16 protein-coding genes are annotated in these 14,943 nt (G+C 69.2%); 10 read left to right on the forward strand and 6 right to left on the reverse strand.

From position 1 onward, the window contains the following. Nucleotides 1–82: 82 nt before the first annotated feature. The 4 genes from DMC61_RS04605 to DMC61_RS04620 all read left to right on the forward strand — a co-directional run bounded on the left by DMC61_RS04605 (nucleotide 83) and on the right by DMC61_RS04620 (nucleotide 4,806). On the forward strand, nucleotides 83–856 hold the full coding sequence (locus tag DMC61_RS04605) for a cytochrome c biogenesis CcdA family protein (protein WP_016330939.1): 774 nt from the start codon (nucleotides 83–85) through the stop codon (nucleotides 854–856). After that, a complete protein-coding gene (locus DMC61_RS04610) occupies nucleotides 853–2,433 on the forward strand; it encodes a cytochrome c biogenesis protein ResB (RefSeq protein WP_125686994.1) in 1,581 nt (526 codons plus the stop codon). Before DMC61_RS04605 ends, DMC61_RS04610 begins: the two co-directional genes overlap by 4 nt. A gap of 5 nt (nucleotides 2,434–2,438) precedes the next feature. Then, nucleotides 2,439–3,410 carry a c-type cytochrome biogenesis protein CcsB gene (gene ccsB / locus DMC61_RS04615; RefSeq protein ID WP_016330941.1) on the forward strand — a complete coding sequence of 324 codons (972 nt, stop codon included), beginning with the start codon at nucleotides 2,439–2,441 and terminating at the stop codon, nucleotides 3,408–3,410. A gap of 79 nt (nucleotides 3,411–3,489) precedes the next feature. Next, nucleotides 3,490–4,806 (forward strand): MinD/ParA family protein, encoded by a 1,317-nt coding sequence (locus DMC61_RS04620; RefSeq protein ID WP_125686996.1) that lies wholly within the window; start codon nucleotides 3,490–3,492, stop codon nucleotides 4,804–4,806. On the opposite strand, the gene DMC61_RS04625 is transcribed toward DMC61_RS04620, so the two are convergent. After that, on the reverse strand, nucleotides 4,803–4,985 hold the full coding sequence (locus DMC61_RS04625) for a hypothetical protein (protein WP_016330943.1): 183 nt from the start codon (nucleotides 4,983–4,985) through the stop codon (nucleotides 4,803–4,805). The two genes, DMC61_RS04620 and DMC61_RS04625, sit on opposite strands and share 4 nt — an antisense overlap. Before the next feature lie 149 nt (nucleotides 4,986–5,134). Beyond that, the gene (locus tag DMC61_RS04630) at nucleotides 5,135–5,347 is read right to left on the reverse strand and encodes a BldC family transcriptional regulator (RefSeq protein WP_016330944.1); all 213 of its coding nucleotides are present in this window, start codon (nucleotides 5,345–5,347) and stop codon (nucleotides 5,135–5,137) included. A gap of 247 nt (nucleotides 5,348–5,594) precedes the next feature. Between DMC61_RS04630 and DMC61_RS04635 the strand changes: the two genes are divergently transcribed. From DMC61_RS04635 to DMC61_RS04645, 3 genes are read left to right on the forward strand one after another with little or no spacing between them, the layout of a single operon-like run. Then, nucleotides 5,595–6,068, forward strand: a complete 474-nt coding sequence (locus DMC61_RS04635; protein WP_016330945.1) for an Lrp/AsnC family transcriptional regulator — start codon at nucleotides 5,595–5,597, stop codon at nucleotides 6,066–6,068. 11 nt (nucleotides 6,069–6,079) lie between these two features. Next, on the forward strand, nucleotides 6,080–6,358 hold the full coding sequence (locus tag DMC61_RS04640) for a DUF4229 domain-containing protein (protein ID WP_016330946.1): 279 nt from the start codon (nucleotides 6,080–6,082) through the stop codon (nucleotides 6,356–6,358). After that, nucleotides 6,355–7,437 (forward strand): PLP-dependent cysteine synthase family protein, encoded by a 1,083-nt coding sequence (locus tag DMC61_RS04645; RefSeq protein WP_125686997.1) that lies wholly within the window; start codon nucleotides 6,355–6,357, stop codon nucleotides 7,435–7,437. Before DMC61_RS04640 ends, DMC61_RS04645 begins: the two co-directional genes overlap by 4 nt. A 314-nt stretch (nucleotides 7,438–7,751) precedes the next feature. Here the strand turns inward: DMC61_RS04645 and DMC61_RS04650 are convergent, their stop codons facing one another. The 4 genes from DMC61_RS04650 to DMC61_RS04660 form a co-directional block, all read right to left on the reverse strand. Next, on the reverse strand, nucleotides 7,752–8,621 hold the full coding sequence (locus tag DMC61_RS04650; RefSeq protein WP_016330948.1) for a 1,4-dihydroxy-2-naphthoate polyprenyltransferase: 870 nt from the start codon (nucleotides 8,619–8,621) through the stop codon (nucleotides 7,752–7,754). Between the two features lie 84 nt (nucleotides 8,622–8,705). Then, the gene (locus tag DMC61_RS41345) at nucleotides 8,706–8,864 is read right to left on the reverse strand and encodes a hypothetical protein (protein WP_167337758.1); all 159 of its coding nucleotides are present in this window, start codon (nucleotides 8,862–8,864) and stop codon (nucleotides 8,706–8,708) included. Between the two features lie 62 nt (nucleotides 8,865–8,926). Continuing rightward, nucleotides 8,927–10,051 carry an o-succinylbenzoate--CoA ligase gene (gene menE, locus DMC61_RS04655; RefSeq protein WP_199749885.1) on the reverse strand — a complete coding sequence of 375 codons (1,125 nt, stop codon included), beginning with the start codon at nucleotides 10,049–10,051 and terminating at the stop codon, nucleotides 8,927–8,929. A gap of 85 nt (nucleotides 10,052–10,136) precedes the next feature. Then, nucleotides 10,137–11,060, reverse strand: a complete 924-nt coding sequence (locus DMC61_RS04660) for a 1,4-dihydroxy-2-naphthoyl-CoA synthase (RefSeq protein ID WP_007030899.1) — start codon at nucleotides 11,058–11,060, stop codon at nucleotides 10,137–10,139. A 57-nt stretch (nucleotides 11,061–11,117) separates the two neighbouring features. Between DMC61_RS04660 and menD the strand changes: the two genes are divergently transcribed. The 3 genes from menD (at nucleotide 11,118) to DMC61_RS04675 (ending at nucleotide 14,892) form a co-directional block, all read left to right on the forward strand. Further along, nucleotides 11,118–12,794, forward strand: coding sequence for a 2-succinyl-5-enolpyruvyl-6-hydroxy-3-cyclohexene-1-carboxylic-acid synthase (menD, locus tag DMC61_RS04665; protein WP_199749886.1), 1,677 nt, complete (start codon nucleotides 11,118–11,120; stop codon nucleotides 12,792–12,794). A gap of 108 nt (nucleotides 12,795–12,902) precedes the next feature. Further along, nucleotides 12,903–14,417 (forward strand): M1 family metallopeptidase, encoded by a 1,515-nt coding sequence (locus DMC61_RS04670; protein ID WP_125687001.1) that lies wholly within the window; start codon nucleotides 12,903–12,905, stop codon nucleotides 14,415–14,417. Nucleotides 14,418–14,439: 22 nt separating this feature from the next. Further along, complete coding sequence (locus DMC61_RS04675) at nucleotides 14,440–14,892, forward strand: DUF3592 domain-containing protein (protein ID WP_125687003.1); 453 nt, start codon at nucleotides 14,440–14,442, stop codon at nucleotides 14,890–14,892. Nucleotides 14,893–14,943 lie beyond the last annotated feature (51 nt).

Consider the following 14,943-nt stretch of genomic DNA (forward strand, 5'->3'; position numbering starts at 1 on the left):
AGGTCCTGACCGGGTGCGACGTAGGTCCCGTTGGGCCAGCCCCGGCGTTTTCACTCCGATCACACTGCCTACGCTCAGCCGGGTGAACTCCGTTACCGAGCTGGCCCTCTCGGGGCCGCTGCTGCTCGCGGCGGGTGTGGCGCTGCTGGCCGGGACGATCTCCTTCGCGTCGCCGTGCGTCGTGCCGCTGGTGCCCGGGTATCTCGCGTACCTGGCGGCGCTGGTCGGCGCGGACGCTCCCGCGGTCAGCGCCGACGAGGAGCGCAAGAAGGGCCGCTTCGCCGTCGTCGGCGCGGCGGCGCTGTTCGTGCTCGGGTTCACCGTCGTCTTCGTGGTGACGCTGGGGACGCTGGTGTGGATCGCCGACGTCGTCCAGCTCAACATGGACCTCATCCAGCGCCTCGGCGGCGTGCTGACGATCGCGATGGCGCTGGTCTTCCTCGGCTGGATCCCGGGGCTGCAGCGCGAGTTCCGCTCGCACCACGTGCCGCGCGGCGGACTGTGGGGCGCGCCGGTGCTCGGAGCGGTGTTCGGGCTCGGCTGGACGCCGTGCATCGGGCCGACGCTGTCCGCGGTGATGTCCATGGCCAGCGCCACCGGCGGCGCGGCGGCGCGCGGCTACGTGTTGATCCTGGTCTACTGCCTCGGCCTCGGCCTGCCGTTCCTCCTCATCGCGTTCGGTGCCCGCTGGGCCGTCCGCGCCACCGACTGGCTGCGCCGCCACGGCCGTCAGGTGCAGGTCTTCGGCGGCGTCCTGCTGCTGGTCGTCGGCGTCCTGCTGGTGACCGGGCTGTGGGGCGACATGACCGGCTGGATCAGGAACACCCTCGTGACCGACATCAGGCTGCCCTTGTGACCACCACCGAATACCGTCAGACGCCGTTGAAGCGCGTCCTCGCCTTCCTGCGCAACACCTGGCGCGGGCTGACGTCGATGCGCACCGCGCTGGTGCTGCTGTTCCTGCTCGCGCTCGCCGCGATGCCCGGCGCCCTGCTGCCGCAACGGAACCTCAACGTCGCCAAGACCGACGAGTACATCGCCGCGCACGGCTGGTGGGGCGAACTGCTCGACCGCCTGCAGTTCTTCGAGGTCTACGGCAGCGTCTGGTTCTCGGCGATCTACATCCTGCTGATGGTCTCGCTCATCGGCTGCCTCGCGCCGCGCAGCTTCGAGTACGCGAAGGCGATGCGCGCGAAGCCGGTGCTCACGCCGCGCAAGCTCTCGCGGATGCCGCATCACGTGTCCACCACGACCGACCGGACCCCCGAGACGGTCATGACCGACACGCACACGCTGCTCAAGGGCTGGCGCCGCGTCGAACGCGAAGAGGCCGACGGAAGCCGGAGCATCTCCGCCGAACGCGGATACCTCCGCGAGACCGGCAACCTCGTCTTCCACTTCGGCATGCTCGGCCTGATCGTCTTCTTCGCGCTGGGCAAGCTGTTCGGCTACGAAGGCCAGGTCATCGTCCAAGCCGACGGCAGCCCGTGGTGCAACTCCGGCATCCTCGGCTACGACACCTTCAACGCCGGGCTGCGCGTCGACGGCACCGACCTCAACGGGTTCTGCATCCGGCTGAAGGACTTCGAGGCGCGCTACACCGAGACCGGGCAGGCGAACTACTACCACTCCAACATGGAGTACCAGTCCGGCGACGACCTGCAGACCGGCGCGTGGAAGCCGTACGGACTCGAGGTCAACTCGCCGCTGCGCACCGCGGGAGACCGCGTCTACCTGCTGAACTTCGGCTACTCCCCGAAGTTCACGGTGACCTTCCCCGACGGCACCGTGCGCACCAACATCACGCCGTGGCGTCCCGCCGACGAGCCGACGAAGCTCTCCGAAGGCGCGACGAAGATCGACCAGCCGGGCATCGCCGACCCGATCGAACGCCGCACCCGTCAGCTCGCGATCACCGGCCTGCTCGCCCCGACCGCGTTCCTGCACGGCAACGTGCTGACGTCGTCGCGGCCCGAGGCGAACAAGCCGGCGGTGGCCGTCGACATCTACCGCGGCGACCTCGGCCTCGACGCGGGCCGCGGGCAGTCGATCTTCCAGATCGACCAGTCGCTCGTCGCGGACGGCAGGCTCAAGAAGCTCACCCGGCAGAACCTGGACCAGGGGCAGGAGACCGTGCTGGACGACGGCACGAAGGTCCGCTTCGACGGTGTCCAGGAATGGGTCGCCATCCAGGTTTCGCACGACCCCGTGCAGGGCTGGGTGCTGGTCTGCGCGGTCGCGATGCTGATCGGGCTGGCGGGATCGCTGCTGGTCAAACGGCGCCGGGTGTGGGTGCGGGTGACCCCGGCGCGTGAAGGTGAGACGGGTACCGTGATCGAGGTCGCCGGGCTGGCGCGCACCGATCAGGCGGGCTACGGCGAAGAGTTCCAGCGGATCAGCGACAAGCTGCTCCAGGGGCAGAGAGGCAACTAGAGGTCATGCCGATCAACGAGACGCTGTCCCAGTACAGCGACTACTCCTACACCACCGCGGCGGCGATCTACGTCCTCGCGCTGATGTTCGCCCTCATCGAGCAGGGCTTCGGCGCGAAGGGCCGTCTGGCGGCGCAGCGCAGCATGCAGCGCTCCCGCGAACTGGTCGGCGCGGGCGGTCCGCCGCCCGCCTACGGCACGCCCGTCGAGACGCCGCGCGAGGTCGGCCGCCCCGAGCGGATCGGCCGCATGGGCGCCGCGCTGCTGGTGCTGGCCGCGCTGCTGCACCTGGCCGCGATCGTGCTGCGCGGGTTCGCCGTGCACCGCGCGCCGTGGGGCAACCTCTACGAATACGGCATGGCCACGACCTTCATCGCCGTCGTGACCTGGCTCGTCATCATGCGGAAGTTTCCGGTCCGCCACCTCACCGGCTTCCTGCTGCTGCCGGTCGTGATCCTGATGTTCGTCAACGGCACGATGCTGTACACGACGGCCGCGCCGGTGCAGCCCGCGCTCCAGTCGTACTGGCTGATCATCCACGTCTCCGCGGCGATCATCGGCTCGGGCGTCTTCCTGGTGCCCGGCGTCGCGAGCGTCCTTTACCTGTTCCGCGCCGCGCACGACGACAACCCGGCGAAGTTCGCCAAGTTCGCCCCGAAGCTGCCCGCTGCGGACGTGCTCGACCGCATCGCCTACCGCACCACCATCTTCGCCTTCCCGATCTTCACCTTCGGCGTGCTCTGCGGCGCGGTGTGGGCCGAGGCGGCGTGGGGCCGGTTCTGGGGCTGGGACCCGAAGGAGACCGTCGCCTTCGTGGCGTGGGTCGTCTACGCGGCGTACCTGCACTCCCGTGCCACCGCGGGCTGGCGCGGGAAGCGGGCCGCGATCATCAACATCGTCGGCTTCTCCGCGACGATCTTCAACATGTTCTTCGTGAACCTGGTGACGTCGGGGCTGCACTCCTACGCCGGGGGCTGACCGTCGCCGCTGCGCGCGACCCGGCTACCGTCAATACTGAGGTAGTGGGGGAAGACGTGCGCGGAGGAGGAATTCAGCGGTGACCGGACCCAGCGAAGAATCGGCTCCTGGCCACCCCGAACCGACCGAGAGCGCCCAGCCCTCGGAGATGTTCTCCGAGGACAGGACGGACTCGGCGCCGCATCCGGCCGCGACCGGTTTCGAGGCCGAGCCGACCCAGGTCGTCCAGCCGCAGTACCCGCAGCAGGGGCAGTACCCGCAGCAGCAGCCCGCTCCGCCGTTGCCGCAGCCTTCGCAAGGGCAGCAGTATCAGCAGCCCTACGACCAGAACCTGCCTCCGCTGCACCCTCAGCCGCAGCAGGCTGCCCAGTACCCGCCGCCTCAGCAGCAGTACGCGCCGCCGCCGCAGCAGCAGCAGGCGGTGCCGGGGCTTCCGCAGCCGCAGGGCAGGCACGCGCTCCCGGACGAACTCGCCACCGCGAGCCTGGTGAAGCCGCAGAAGCGCAAGCCGCAGTCGGGCTGGCGCAGAGCGCTTTACGTGGGCACCGGCAAGCTCGTCAACCCGGGGGAGAGCCCCAAGGACACGCGCAAACGCGAACTGATCGCGCAGATCAACCAGCCGCTGCGCGGGTGCTACAAGATCGCGATGCTGAGCCTCAAGGGCGGCGTCGGCAAGACCACCACGACGACCACGCTGGGCTCGACGTTCGCTTCGCTGCGCGGTGACCGGGTGGTCGCCGTCGACGCGAACCCGGACCGCGGCACGCTGTCGCAGAAGATCCCGATCGAGACCACCGCGACCGTGCGGCATCTGCTGCGGGACGCGGACAAGATCACCAGGTACAGCGACGTCCGCTCGTACACGTCGCAGGGCGGGAGCAGGCTGGAGATCCTCGCCAGCGAGCAGGATCCGGCGGTTTCGGAAGCGTTCTCCGAGGACGACTACCGGCGCACGGTCAACCTGCTGGAGCACTTCTACAACATCGTGCTCACGGACTGCGGGACCGGTTTGATGCACTCGGCGATGAAGGGCGTCCTGGACGTCGCGGACGCGCTCGTGGTGGTCTCGTCAGGCTCCGTCGACGGGGCGCGCAGTGCGTCGGCCACCCTCGACTGGCTGGAGGCGCACGGCTACGGCGACTTGGTCAAACGATCCGTCGCGGTGATCAACTCGGTGCGGCCGAAAGGCGGCTCGGTCGATCTCGACAAGCTCTCCGCGCACTTCGGCGCGCGTGTCCGCTCCGTGTGCCGTATCCCGTTCGACCCGCACCTGGAAGAGGGCGCGGAGATCGAGCTGGACCGGCTCGGCGAGGACACGCGGCTGGCGTTGCTGGAACTGGCGGCCACCGTCGCGGACGGCTTCGGCGGCCAGCAGTACCAGCCGATCCAGCCCTAGTCCTTGTCCTCGTCTTTACCTTTGCGCTGCTGCTCACCGAGCTTGCGCAGGAAGTCGGGGTCGTCGTCCGGGGCCAGTGTCGGTCGCGACGAGGGCACCCCGACACGCTCGATCCCGAACGCGCGCCACAACACCACGGCGACGGTGAGCGCTCCGATGGCCGCGAGCAGATAGATCATGCTCGGTCCCTTTCCGCGTGGAGGACGTTGCTCAGTCCCACGAGGCTAGCCTCTTTGCCGCGTGCGGGGGGACTCATGGATACCCCAATGTGACGAAGGGCGGTTACGAGCCCTTCGTCACTGGAGTCCTTTTCAGGGGAAATGCCTGGTCAGACCTTGCGAGTGGGCTCGCTGGCGTCGGTGGTCAGCTCGGCGAGGAGCTCGTTCACCTCGGCCTCGCGGAACCGGCGGTGCCCGCCGGGAGTACGGATCGAGCCGATCCGGCCCGCGGTCGCCCAGCGGGTCACGGTCTTGGGGTCGACCCGGAACAGGGCCGCCACTTCGCCGGGGGTGAGCAACCTTCCGCCCATGGTCGCGGTCATTTTCCGCCTCCTTCACGGTTTCGGTGCTAAACCGGAGGCGGGTCCGATGCCCGTCGTGCCGGGTAGCCAACACGGCAATCGTTGCATCTCACCCGTCAGGTACTCGAACGGTTGTCCATAGGTAAAGAGCCCTTAAAGGTCAAAACCGACAACCGCGACATGCGTGTATCGGCGCCCGGTCTTGTCACGGATGTATGAAAACGCGCCCTGATCTCGCGAATCGGGGCGTGGCACCTAAGGTGTAGCGGTGGACCAGGTGGATCGGAAGATCATCGCGGCATTGCGGGAAAACGGGCGGGCTACCTACGCCGACCTCGGCCGGTCTGTCGGGCTCTCGGCTTCATCAGTGCACGAACGGGTCGGCAAGCTCGAAGCCGCCGGCGTGATCACCGGCTACCACGCCATGGTCGACCCCAACACGGTCGGACTCGGGGTGACGGCGCTGGTCGGCATCCACCCCACCGACACCGCGACCGAGGACGACGTCGCGGAGGCACTCGGGGCCCTGGACGAGGTCGAAAGCTGCTACGCCGTCGCGGGTGACGAAGCCTTCGTCGTCAAGGTGCGGGTGGCGACCGTCGACGATCTGGAGAAGACGCTCGGCAGGCTGCGGCGGATCCCCGGCGTCGGCCGGACGAACACCACCGTCGTGCTCTCCACCCGCTTCGAAGGGCGGCCCAACAACGCGGGCCTGGACGAGGGCCGCAACGGCGACGCGTAGCCTGCGTTGATGTGAGCGATAATCACCTGCCCCGTGACCTGACGCTGTACGTACTGGCCAGGTTCGTCCTGGTCGGGGTCATCGCGGGGGGCTTGCTGCTGGTCAACGTCCCGCTGCTGGTCGCGTTGCTGATCGGCCTGGTCGTGGGGCTGCCGCTGGGTCTGCTGCTGTTCCGCCCGCTGAACGCGCGCGTGACCGCCGGACTCGCCCGCCGCAACGAAAAGCGCGCTCGCGCCCGTGCCGAACTGCGCTCCCAGCTGCGCGGCGACCGAGCGGACGGCGCCGCGTGAGCCGTCTGCACAGCCGGAGCTGGGTCCGCGAAGCCGTCCGCATCATCGAGGCCGACGCGAACCGCAGCGCCGACACACACCTGCACGTCTTCCCGCTGCCGGCCGAGTGGGGCATCGACCTTTACCTGAAGGACGAGTCCGTCCACCCGACCGGCTCGCTCAAGCACCGGCTCGCGCGTTCGCTGTTCCTGTACGGCCTGGTGAACGGCCAGATCGGGCAGGACACCGTGCTCGTCGAGGCGTCCAGCGGCTCGACCGCGGTTTCGGAGGCGTACTTCGCGCGGATGCTGGGGCTGCGGTTCATCACCGTGGTGCCGCGCAGCACGTCGCCGGAGAAGATCGCGCTCATCGAGTTCTACGGCGGCGAATGCCACTTCGTCGACCGCGCGCCGGACATGTACCCGGAGGCCGAGCGGCTCGCCTCGGAGTGCAACGGCCACTACCTCGACCAGTTCACCTACGCCGAGCGCGCGACGGACTGGCGCGGGAACAACAACATCGCCGAATCCGTGTACGCGCAGATGCAGTCCGAGCGGCACCCCGTGCCGACGTGGATCGTCGTCGGCGCCGGAACCGGCGGCACGAGCGCCACCTTCGGCCGCTACGTGCGCTACAAGCGGCACACCACGAAGATCGCCGTCGTCGACCCGGAGAACTCGTCGTTCTTCGGCGCTTGGCAGACCGGGGCGCTCGACTACAGCACCGGCATGCCGTCGCGGATCGAGGGCATCGGGCGGCCGCGCGTCGAACCGTCGTTCGTGCCCGGCGTGATCGACGAGATGCTCCAGGTGCCGGACGCCGCTTCGCTGGCGGCCATCCGCGTGCTGCGCGAGCGGACGGGGCACTGGGCGGGCGGCTCGACCGGGACGAACCTCTTCGGCGCGTTCACGCTGATCTCGCGGATGGTCTCGGAGGGGCAGGCGGGCAGTGTCGTCACGCTGCTGTGCGACGGTGGGGAGCGGTACGCGAACACGTACTACGACGATGCTTGGCTGGCGCAGAAGAACATCGACATCGCGCCTTATCTGGACAAGTACCGGGAGTTTTTGGTGAGCGGGAAGCTCGCTCCGGAGGCCTGAGGGGCTTCGGCCGGGCCGGCACTTCTCGGGGTGTTGCGAAAGCCACTTTCGCAACCTTCAGCGTTGCGAAAGTGGCTTTCGCAACGCCGGGTGGGCGGTCTACCTCAAGTTCGCCGGATCGCCAAAGGGAGCAAGGGACCTTTGCTACCACTTGGGCTACATGTAGTGACCGTCCAGTTCTCGGTCCCCAACCGATGGTGGCCCAAAGCGAAAAACTCAAGGTATGAACGGTCCGTTCACACCCACTGTGTGGATTTCGGGTCATCCAACGACCCGAAATCCACACAGTCCCGCATCAAAAGTCCGGTGACGGCTCAGAGCGCCAGCGCGACCGCACTCAGCACCGCCCACCCCAGCATCGCGAACCCGGTGTCCCGCAGCGCCGGGATCAGCGCCCGCCCCTGCGCGCCGCCGCCGACGGCCTTGACCGACTTCAGCAGCAACGGCGCGGTCACCAGGCCCAGCAGCGCCCACGGCGTCACGAAGGCGAGCAGCACGCTCACGACGTACGGGACGGCCACCAGCGTCAGGTAAAGCCGGCGGGTGCCGCCATCACCGAGCCGGGTGGCGAGGGTGCGCTTGCCGGACTCGATGTCGGTGGGGATGTCGCGGAGGTTGTTGGCGGTCAGCACACCGGTCGAGAACGAGCCGACGGCGACCGCGCAGCCGAGCGCGGCCCAGCTCAGCTGTCCGGCTTGGACGTACACGGTGCCGAGCACACCGGCCAGCCCGAAGAAGACGAAGACCGCGATCTCGCCGAAACCGTAGTAGCCGTAAGGCTTTTTGCCGCCGGTGTAGAACCAGGCGCCCAGGATGCAGACCGCGCCCATCGCCAGCAGCCACCACAGTCCGCTGATCGCGACGAGCACGAGCCCCAGGACTCCGGCGAGCCCGAGTGCGACGAGAGCGGCCGCCAGGACGGCCTTCGGCTTCGCGACCCCGGAGCCGACCAGCCGCAGCGGGCCGACGCGGTTCTCGTCGGTGCCGCGGATGCCGTCGGAGTAGTCGTTGGCGTAGTTGACGCCGACGATCAGCGAAAGCGAGACGAGCAACGCGAGAATCGAGCGCGGCCAGGAGAAGCCGTCGAGCGCGACCGCCGCACCGACTCCGGCGACCACCGGCGCCACCGCGTTGGGCAGCGTCCGCGGGCGCGCCCCTTCGATCCATTCACCAGCAGTCGCCATGCCGCCATTCTGGCCCTGGCCACTACCGGCCGGTATGCGGGGCTCGTCACCTGCCCGGCCATCGCGGGCAGGTGACGAGCGGCCCTACTTCAGGTCGTCGATCGCGTCTTCCAGGGTCCAGGTGAGCGTGCCGCTGTTCGGAACGGCGGTCTCCGGTTCGTCCGCCAGCGCGGGCCCGGCCAAAGCGACCAGTCCCATCGTGACGGCGGTGCAGGCCAATACTGTGCGTGTCCAGCGCGTCATAGGTAGACGTAAACCCGCGGGTAATGTTCGTGTCAACAACGTCCCGGTAATCGGTGGGGAATTCACGACCTTCGTAGGAGATTCCTGACGGCCGTCCTGTCGACCTTCCCGGGGCCCCGTAGAGGGAGTTCTTCGGCGAATTCGACCCGCTTCGGAGCGGCCGCCGCGCCGGCCTCCGCACGGCACGCGGCACGCAGCGATTCGACGTCGCAACCAGCGCCGACGACGAGTGCGACGACGGCTTCACCCCACTCGGGGTCGGGTACTCCGACCACGCACGCGTCCCGGATTCCGGGCTGCGCGGTCAAGATCCGCTCGACGGCCGCGGCGGCCACCTTCACCCCGCCGGTGTTGATCATGTCGTCGATCCGCCCGAGGATCTCCAACCGCCCGTCGGCCGTCCACCGGCCACGGTCGGACGTGCGGAACCGGCCGCCCTCGAAGGCCTCCGTGGTCAGGCCGGGTCGCAGCCGGTAGCCGTGCGCGAGGACGTCACCCGTGATATAGACCCGCTCGTCTTCGAGGTCGACGTGTACTCCGTCCAGCGGTACGCCGTCGTAGACGCAGCCGCTCGCGGTCTCGCTCATGCCGTACGCGGGCACGATCTTCACGCCGGCTTCGGCCGTGCGCTCGCGGAGTTCGGCGGTGGTCGCCGCGGCGCCGACGATGATCGCGTCGAACGCGCGGGCCGCCGCGAGCCCCGGGCCGCCCGCGTCGAGCAACCGCCCGAGCTGAGTCGGCACGAGCGCGGTGTAGCGCGGGCCGTCCAGGGACAGCAGCGGAGCGGCCGCCTCGGCGAAGGCGTCCGGCCGGAAACCGGAGCCGTGCAGTACGGCGGGCGTCGTTCCGGCCAGCAGCGAGCGGACCAGCACCTGCAACCCGCCGACGTACTGCGCCGGGGTCGCGAGCAACCAGTGCCCCGGCCCGCCGAGCCGTTTGTGGGTGGCATGAGCCGACGCGGTCAGCGCCGACGCCGACAGCAGCACACCCTTGGGTTCGCCGGTCGACCCGGAGGTGGCGATGATCACCGCCGTCCCCGGCTCGGCCGGGCGCGTCGGCTCCATCGCGTCCCGCAGGGCCTCGGACGAGTAGGGGAGGACGGGCGGGCCGCCGTCGAGCGCCCCGGCCAATGCCGCGGTCAGCTCGACGATCGACTCCGGACTCCCGTCCACCCCTACCGCACGCATCCCGCCACCCTACGTCCGCGTTTCGTCCTCTGAATGCGATCGTTGCGCACGCAACTACCGCATTCAGAGGACGAAATGCGGGAGGTCAGTAGTAGTACGGGAACGCCGACCAGTCGGGGGAGCGCTTCTCCAGGAAGGAGTCGCGGCCTTCGACGGCCTCGTCCTGCATGTACGCGAGCCGCGTCGTCTCGCCGGCGAACAGCTGCTGGCCGACCAGGCCGTCGTCGGTGAGGTTGAACGCGTACTTGAGCATCCGCTGCGCCGTCGGCGACTTGCCGTTGATCGCCCACGCCCAGTCCAGCGCCTCGGCCTCGAGCTTCGCGTGCGGGACGGCGGAGTTGACCGCGCCCATCGCCTGCATCTGCTCGGCCGTGTACTCGCGCCCGAGGAAGAAGATCTCCCGCGCGAACTTCTGCCCGACCTGCTTGGCCAGGTACGCCGAGCCGTAGCCGCCGTCGAAGGAGCCGACGTCGGCGTCTGTCTGCTTGAACCGCGCGTGTTCGGCCGAAGCCAGCGTGAGGTCGCACACCACGTGCAGCGAATGCCCGCCGCCCGCCGCCCACCCCGGGACCACGGCGATGACCACCTTCGGCATGAACCTGATCAGCCGCTGGACCTCGAGAATGTGCAGCCGGCCCGCCCTGGCCGGATCGATCGTGTCGGAGGTCTCCCCGTCCGCGTACTGATACCCGGAGCGTCCGCGAATACGCTGGTCACCACCGGAGCAGAACGCCCAGCCGCCGTCCTTCGGCGACGGGCCGTTGCCGGTGAGCAGGACGCAGCCGACGTCCGAGCTCATCCGCGCGTGGTCGAGCGCGCGGTACAGCTCGTCGACGGTGTGCGGGCGGAAGGCGTTGCGGACCTCGGGACGGTCGAACGCGACACGTACGACACGTTTGCCTGAGCGGCTCTCAGAGGAGCGGTGATAGGTGATGTCGGTGAAGTCGAAACCTTCGACCTCGGTCCATAAGGCCGGGTCGAACAGCTCGGAAACCTGGGCGTCATCCACGTTTGGGAGAATAGGACGTGTGGCCGTGAGTCGTAGTGTGAAACCCGAGGTCTGCCGGTGAATCCTTCCACCGCGCAGGCCAGGGTCATCGTCGACGAACTCGTCCGCAACACCGTCTCGCACGTCGTCCTCTGCCCGGGCTCACGCAACGCCCCGCTGTCGATCGCGCTGTACGACGCGGCGGCCGCCGGACGCCTCCAGCTGCACGTCCGCATCGACGAACGCGGCGCCGCCTTCCTCGCCCTCGGCATCGCCGCGCGCACCGGCCGCCCCGTCGCCGTGCTGTGCACCTCGGGCACCGCGGCCGCGAACTTCCACCCCGCCGTGCTGGAGGCCGATCGCGCGGGGGTCCCGCTGATCGTGCTGACCGCCGACCGGCCGCCCGAGATGCGGGCCGCCGGCGCGAGCCAGGTCATCGACCAGCACCAGCTCTACGGCAACGCCATCCGCTACTTCGACGAGCTCGCCGTCGCCGAACGCCGTGCCGGGCAGAACTCGTACTGGCGCGGCCAGATCTGCCGCGCCTGGAACGCCGCGTACGGCGAATGGCGCTGCGGGCCGGTGCACCTGAACATCCCGTTCCGGGAGCCGCTCGTGCCGGACATCGATGATGACGGCGAGTGGTACGAGTCACTCGAAGGGCGTCCCGACGGCGCTCGCTGGACCGAGCTTCCCGACTTCGGCGCGCTTCCCTCGTTCGTGGTGCCCTCGGCCCGGTCCGGCCTGGTCATCGCGTGCGACACCGGCGTGCAGGCGGCCAGCGAATGGGCCGAACTGCACGGCTGGCCGGTCGTCTCCGAGACCGGCGGCATCGGGATGGCCGGCGCGACGGCGATCTCGTCCGGCGCGTGGCTGCTCGGTGTCGAGGAGTTCATCTCGCGGCACAAGCCCGAACAGGTCCTCTGCATCGGCCGCCCGACGGTGTTCCGGCAGGTCCAGCGGGTGCTGTCCGATCCCGACGTCGAGGTGCTGCTGGTCCGGCCCGATTCGGACTGGCCCGCGCCCGCGCACAACGTCCGCCAGGTCGGCCAGTGGTTCGACGAGCCGTCCAAACCGGCCGACCCGGAATGGCTGGCGAGCTGGCAGCGCGCGGACAAGGCGGCGTCGGCGGCGGTGACCGAAGCACTGGCCGCGGAGCCGTGGCCGAGCGGGCTGCGCCTGGCGACCGAACTCGTCGACGCGGTCCCGGAAGGGTCGCTGCTGGTCGTCGGCTCGTCCAACCCGACGCGTGACGTCGCGCTCGCCGGACGGCTGCGGCCCGACGTCCTCGTGCACCGCAACCGCGGCGTCGCCGGGATCGACGGCATGGTCTCGACCGCGATCGGTGCCGCGACCGTCCACAGGGGACATTCGTACGCCCTGCTCGGCGATCTGACGTTCCTGCACGACGCGAGCGGCCTGCTGACCGGGCCCGCCGAACAGCGTCCCGACCTGACGATCGTGGTGCTCAACGACGACGGCGGCGGCATCTTCTCCCTGCTGGAGCAGGGGGCGCCGGAGCACAACGCCGGTTTCGAGCGCGTCTTCGGGACGCCGCACGGCGCCGACCTGGGCGCGCTGTGCGCCGGCTACCGCGTGCCGCACGTCGTCGCCGAGACGCTCACCGAGTTCCGCGAGGCGCTCAAGCCCGCGCCGGGGCTGCGGGTGGTGGAGGTCCGCGTGGACCGAACGCGTCACCGCGAGCTGCACGCGCGGCTCCGTACGGCGGTTTCCTCCGCGGTGCGGGCTGTCTAGCCGTTTTTGATCTCAGTCCAGGGGTTAGGAACCCCTCCTTTGGACGTGTCTGGAGCATGATCGGCTGGCTACGTTCGAGCGCGCTGACAAATCCTGGGAGGATTCGCAATGCGCTTGAAGACTCGCGCCGGCTTCGCCGGATTGACCGCGGGCGTCGTCTCGGTGCTGCTCGCCGGTTCCGCGGCGGCCGCACCCGCGCCCGGCTCGATCGGCATCGGCGACCCGTACTACCCGCACGCCGGTAACGGCGGCTACGACGTCGGGCACTACGACCTGCGGCTGACCTATCAGCCCGCGACCGACCTGCTGTCCGGGGCCACGACGATCCTGCTCACCGCGACGCAGGACCTCTCGGCGTTCAACCTCGACTTCGGCCTGAAGGTTTCGAGCGTCCGCGTGAACAACCGGCCCGCGAAGTTCGCGACGTCGACCGACGGCACCGGCGAGCTGACCGTCACGCCCTCGGCTCCGCTGAAGAAGGGCCAGACGGCCACCGTCGTCGTGGCCTACGCGGACACGCCGTCGAAGGTGAAGATCGACGGGTTCACCGCGTGGAAGAAGACCCCGGACGGCGCGCTCGCCGTCGACGAGCCGCAGAGCGCGGCCTGGTGGTTCCCGTCCAACGACCACCCGACCGATCTGGCTACGTACGACATCTCGGTCGAGGTCCCTAACGACGTCGCGGCGCTGTCGAACGGCACGCTCGTGCGCAAGACGGTGCAACGGCCCGGCTGGACGCGCTGGAACTGGCGCAGCACCAAACCGCAGGCGACGTACCTCACGTCGTTGGAGGTCGGCAAGTTCGAGGTGAACCAGCAGACCACGCCGGACGGTCAGCCGTTCATCACCGCGTACGGCGCCGACCTCGGCGAATCGCTCGGCGCGGCCAAGGCCAGCATCGAGCGGACGCCGGAGATCACCGAATTCCTCGCCTCGAAGTTCGGGCCCTACCCGTTCGAGGCGCAGGGCGGCGTCGTCACCACCGGCATCACCTTCGCGCTGGAGAACCAGACGCGGCCGGTCTACGGCGCCAGGGCCTTCCGGTCCGGCTCCAACACCTCGATCGTCGCGCACGAGCAGGCGCACCAGTGGTTCGGCGACAGCGTCACGCTCGGCAAGTGGAGCGAAATCTGGCTGAACGAGGGCTTCGCCTCCTACGGCGAGTTCCTGTGGTCGGAGGAGACCGGCGAGGGCACCGCCGACGAACTCGCGCAGTACATCTACGACTCGGTGCCCGCCGAGGACCCGTTCTGGCAGGTCCTGCCCGCCGACCCGGGTGCGGAGAACCAGTTCGACGCCGCCGTGTACGACCGCGGCGCGCTCGCCGTGCACGCGTTGCGCAAGACCGTGGGTGACGACACGTTCTTCCGGATCCTGCAGACCTGGCAGCAGGTGAAGAAGGCCAAGTCGGCGGTGATCGGAGAGTTCATCGCACTGGCGGAGAAGATCTCGGGCAAACCGCTGTACGACCTGTTCCAGACGTGGCTGTACACCAAGGGCAAGCCCGCGGTGGGCCCGAACGGTGCGCAGGCTTTCCGGGCCGCTGTGGCCCCGGTCGCACCGAAGTCCTACCCGCAGATCAAGGCGACGCACGAATTCCTCGCCGCGCGACACGCCCACTGACGGGTAGCGATACGCTCGCGGCGTGACGGCCAAAACGGAGCGGGTGAGGCGCATCGGGTGGTATGCCGCCCTCGTTGTCGCCTCACTCGTCACCGTGCTCGGCGTCTCGCTGCTGTTCGCCGCCATCCGCAACGACAGCGCGATCGAAGCGGAGCTCGGGCAGGCCACGGCCCAGGTCGAGTCGGTGGCCTTCGACCGCACGATCATCAACTACGCCACCCCCGACGGCATCATCCACAGCCCGGCCAACGGCGTGCTCTACCCGTCGGGGCTGGCCGCCGGGCAGCTGGTGAACATCGAGTACGACATCGGCGACCCGGAACTCGCGCGGGTGGCCGGGCGCTCGGCGGCGAACACCCTGCTTCCGCTGGGCAGCATGATCTTCTTCACCTGGCTGATCGCCGGTCCGCTGCTGTGGTGGATCCGGCGGCAACGGCTGGCTTACCGGCGCTCGCTCGCCGAGTCCGCCGCCTGATCACGCGAGTTACGCCTTCAATCACGCGAGTCGCGCCCCCAATCACGCGTG

The sequence above is a fragment of the Amycolatopsis sp. WAC 04169 genome (assembly GCF_003947535.1).
In the GTDB taxonomy this organism is placed as follows: Bacteria; Actinomycetota; Actinomycetes; order Mycobacteriales; family Pseudonocardiaceae; genus Amycolatopsis; species Amycolatopsis keratiniphila.

Bases quoted from the DNA above. Each gene is read 5' to 3' on its own strand.
- ccsB (WP_016330941.1), top strand. From the start codon at position 2,439: ATGCCGATCAACGAGACGCTGTCCCAGTACAGCGACTACTCCTACACC.
- DMC61_RS04625 (WP_016330943.1), bottom strand. From the start codon at position 4,985: ATGATCTATCTGCTCGCGGCCATCGGAGCGCTCACCGTCGCCGTGGTG.
- DMC61_RS04630 (WP_016330944.1), bottom strand. From the start codon at position 5,347: ATGACCGCGACCATGGGCGGAAGGTTGCTCACCCCCGGCGAAGTGGCG.
- DMC61_RS04650 (WP_016330948.1), bottom strand. From the start codon at position 8,621: ATGGCGACTGCTGGTGAATGGATCGAAGGGGCGCGCCCGCGGACGCTG.
- DMC61_RS41345 (WP_167337758.1), bottom strand. From the start codon at position 8,864: ATGACGCGCTGGACACGCACAGTATTGGCCTGCACCGCCGTCACGATG.
- menE (WP_199749885.1), bottom strand. From the start codon at position 10,051: ATGCGTGCGGTAGGGGTGGACGGGAGTCCGGAGTCGATCGTCGAGCTG.
- DMC61_RS04670 (WP_125687001.1), top strand. From the start codon at position 12,903: ATGCGCTTGAAGACTCGCGCCGGCTTCGCCGGATTGACCGCGGGCGTC.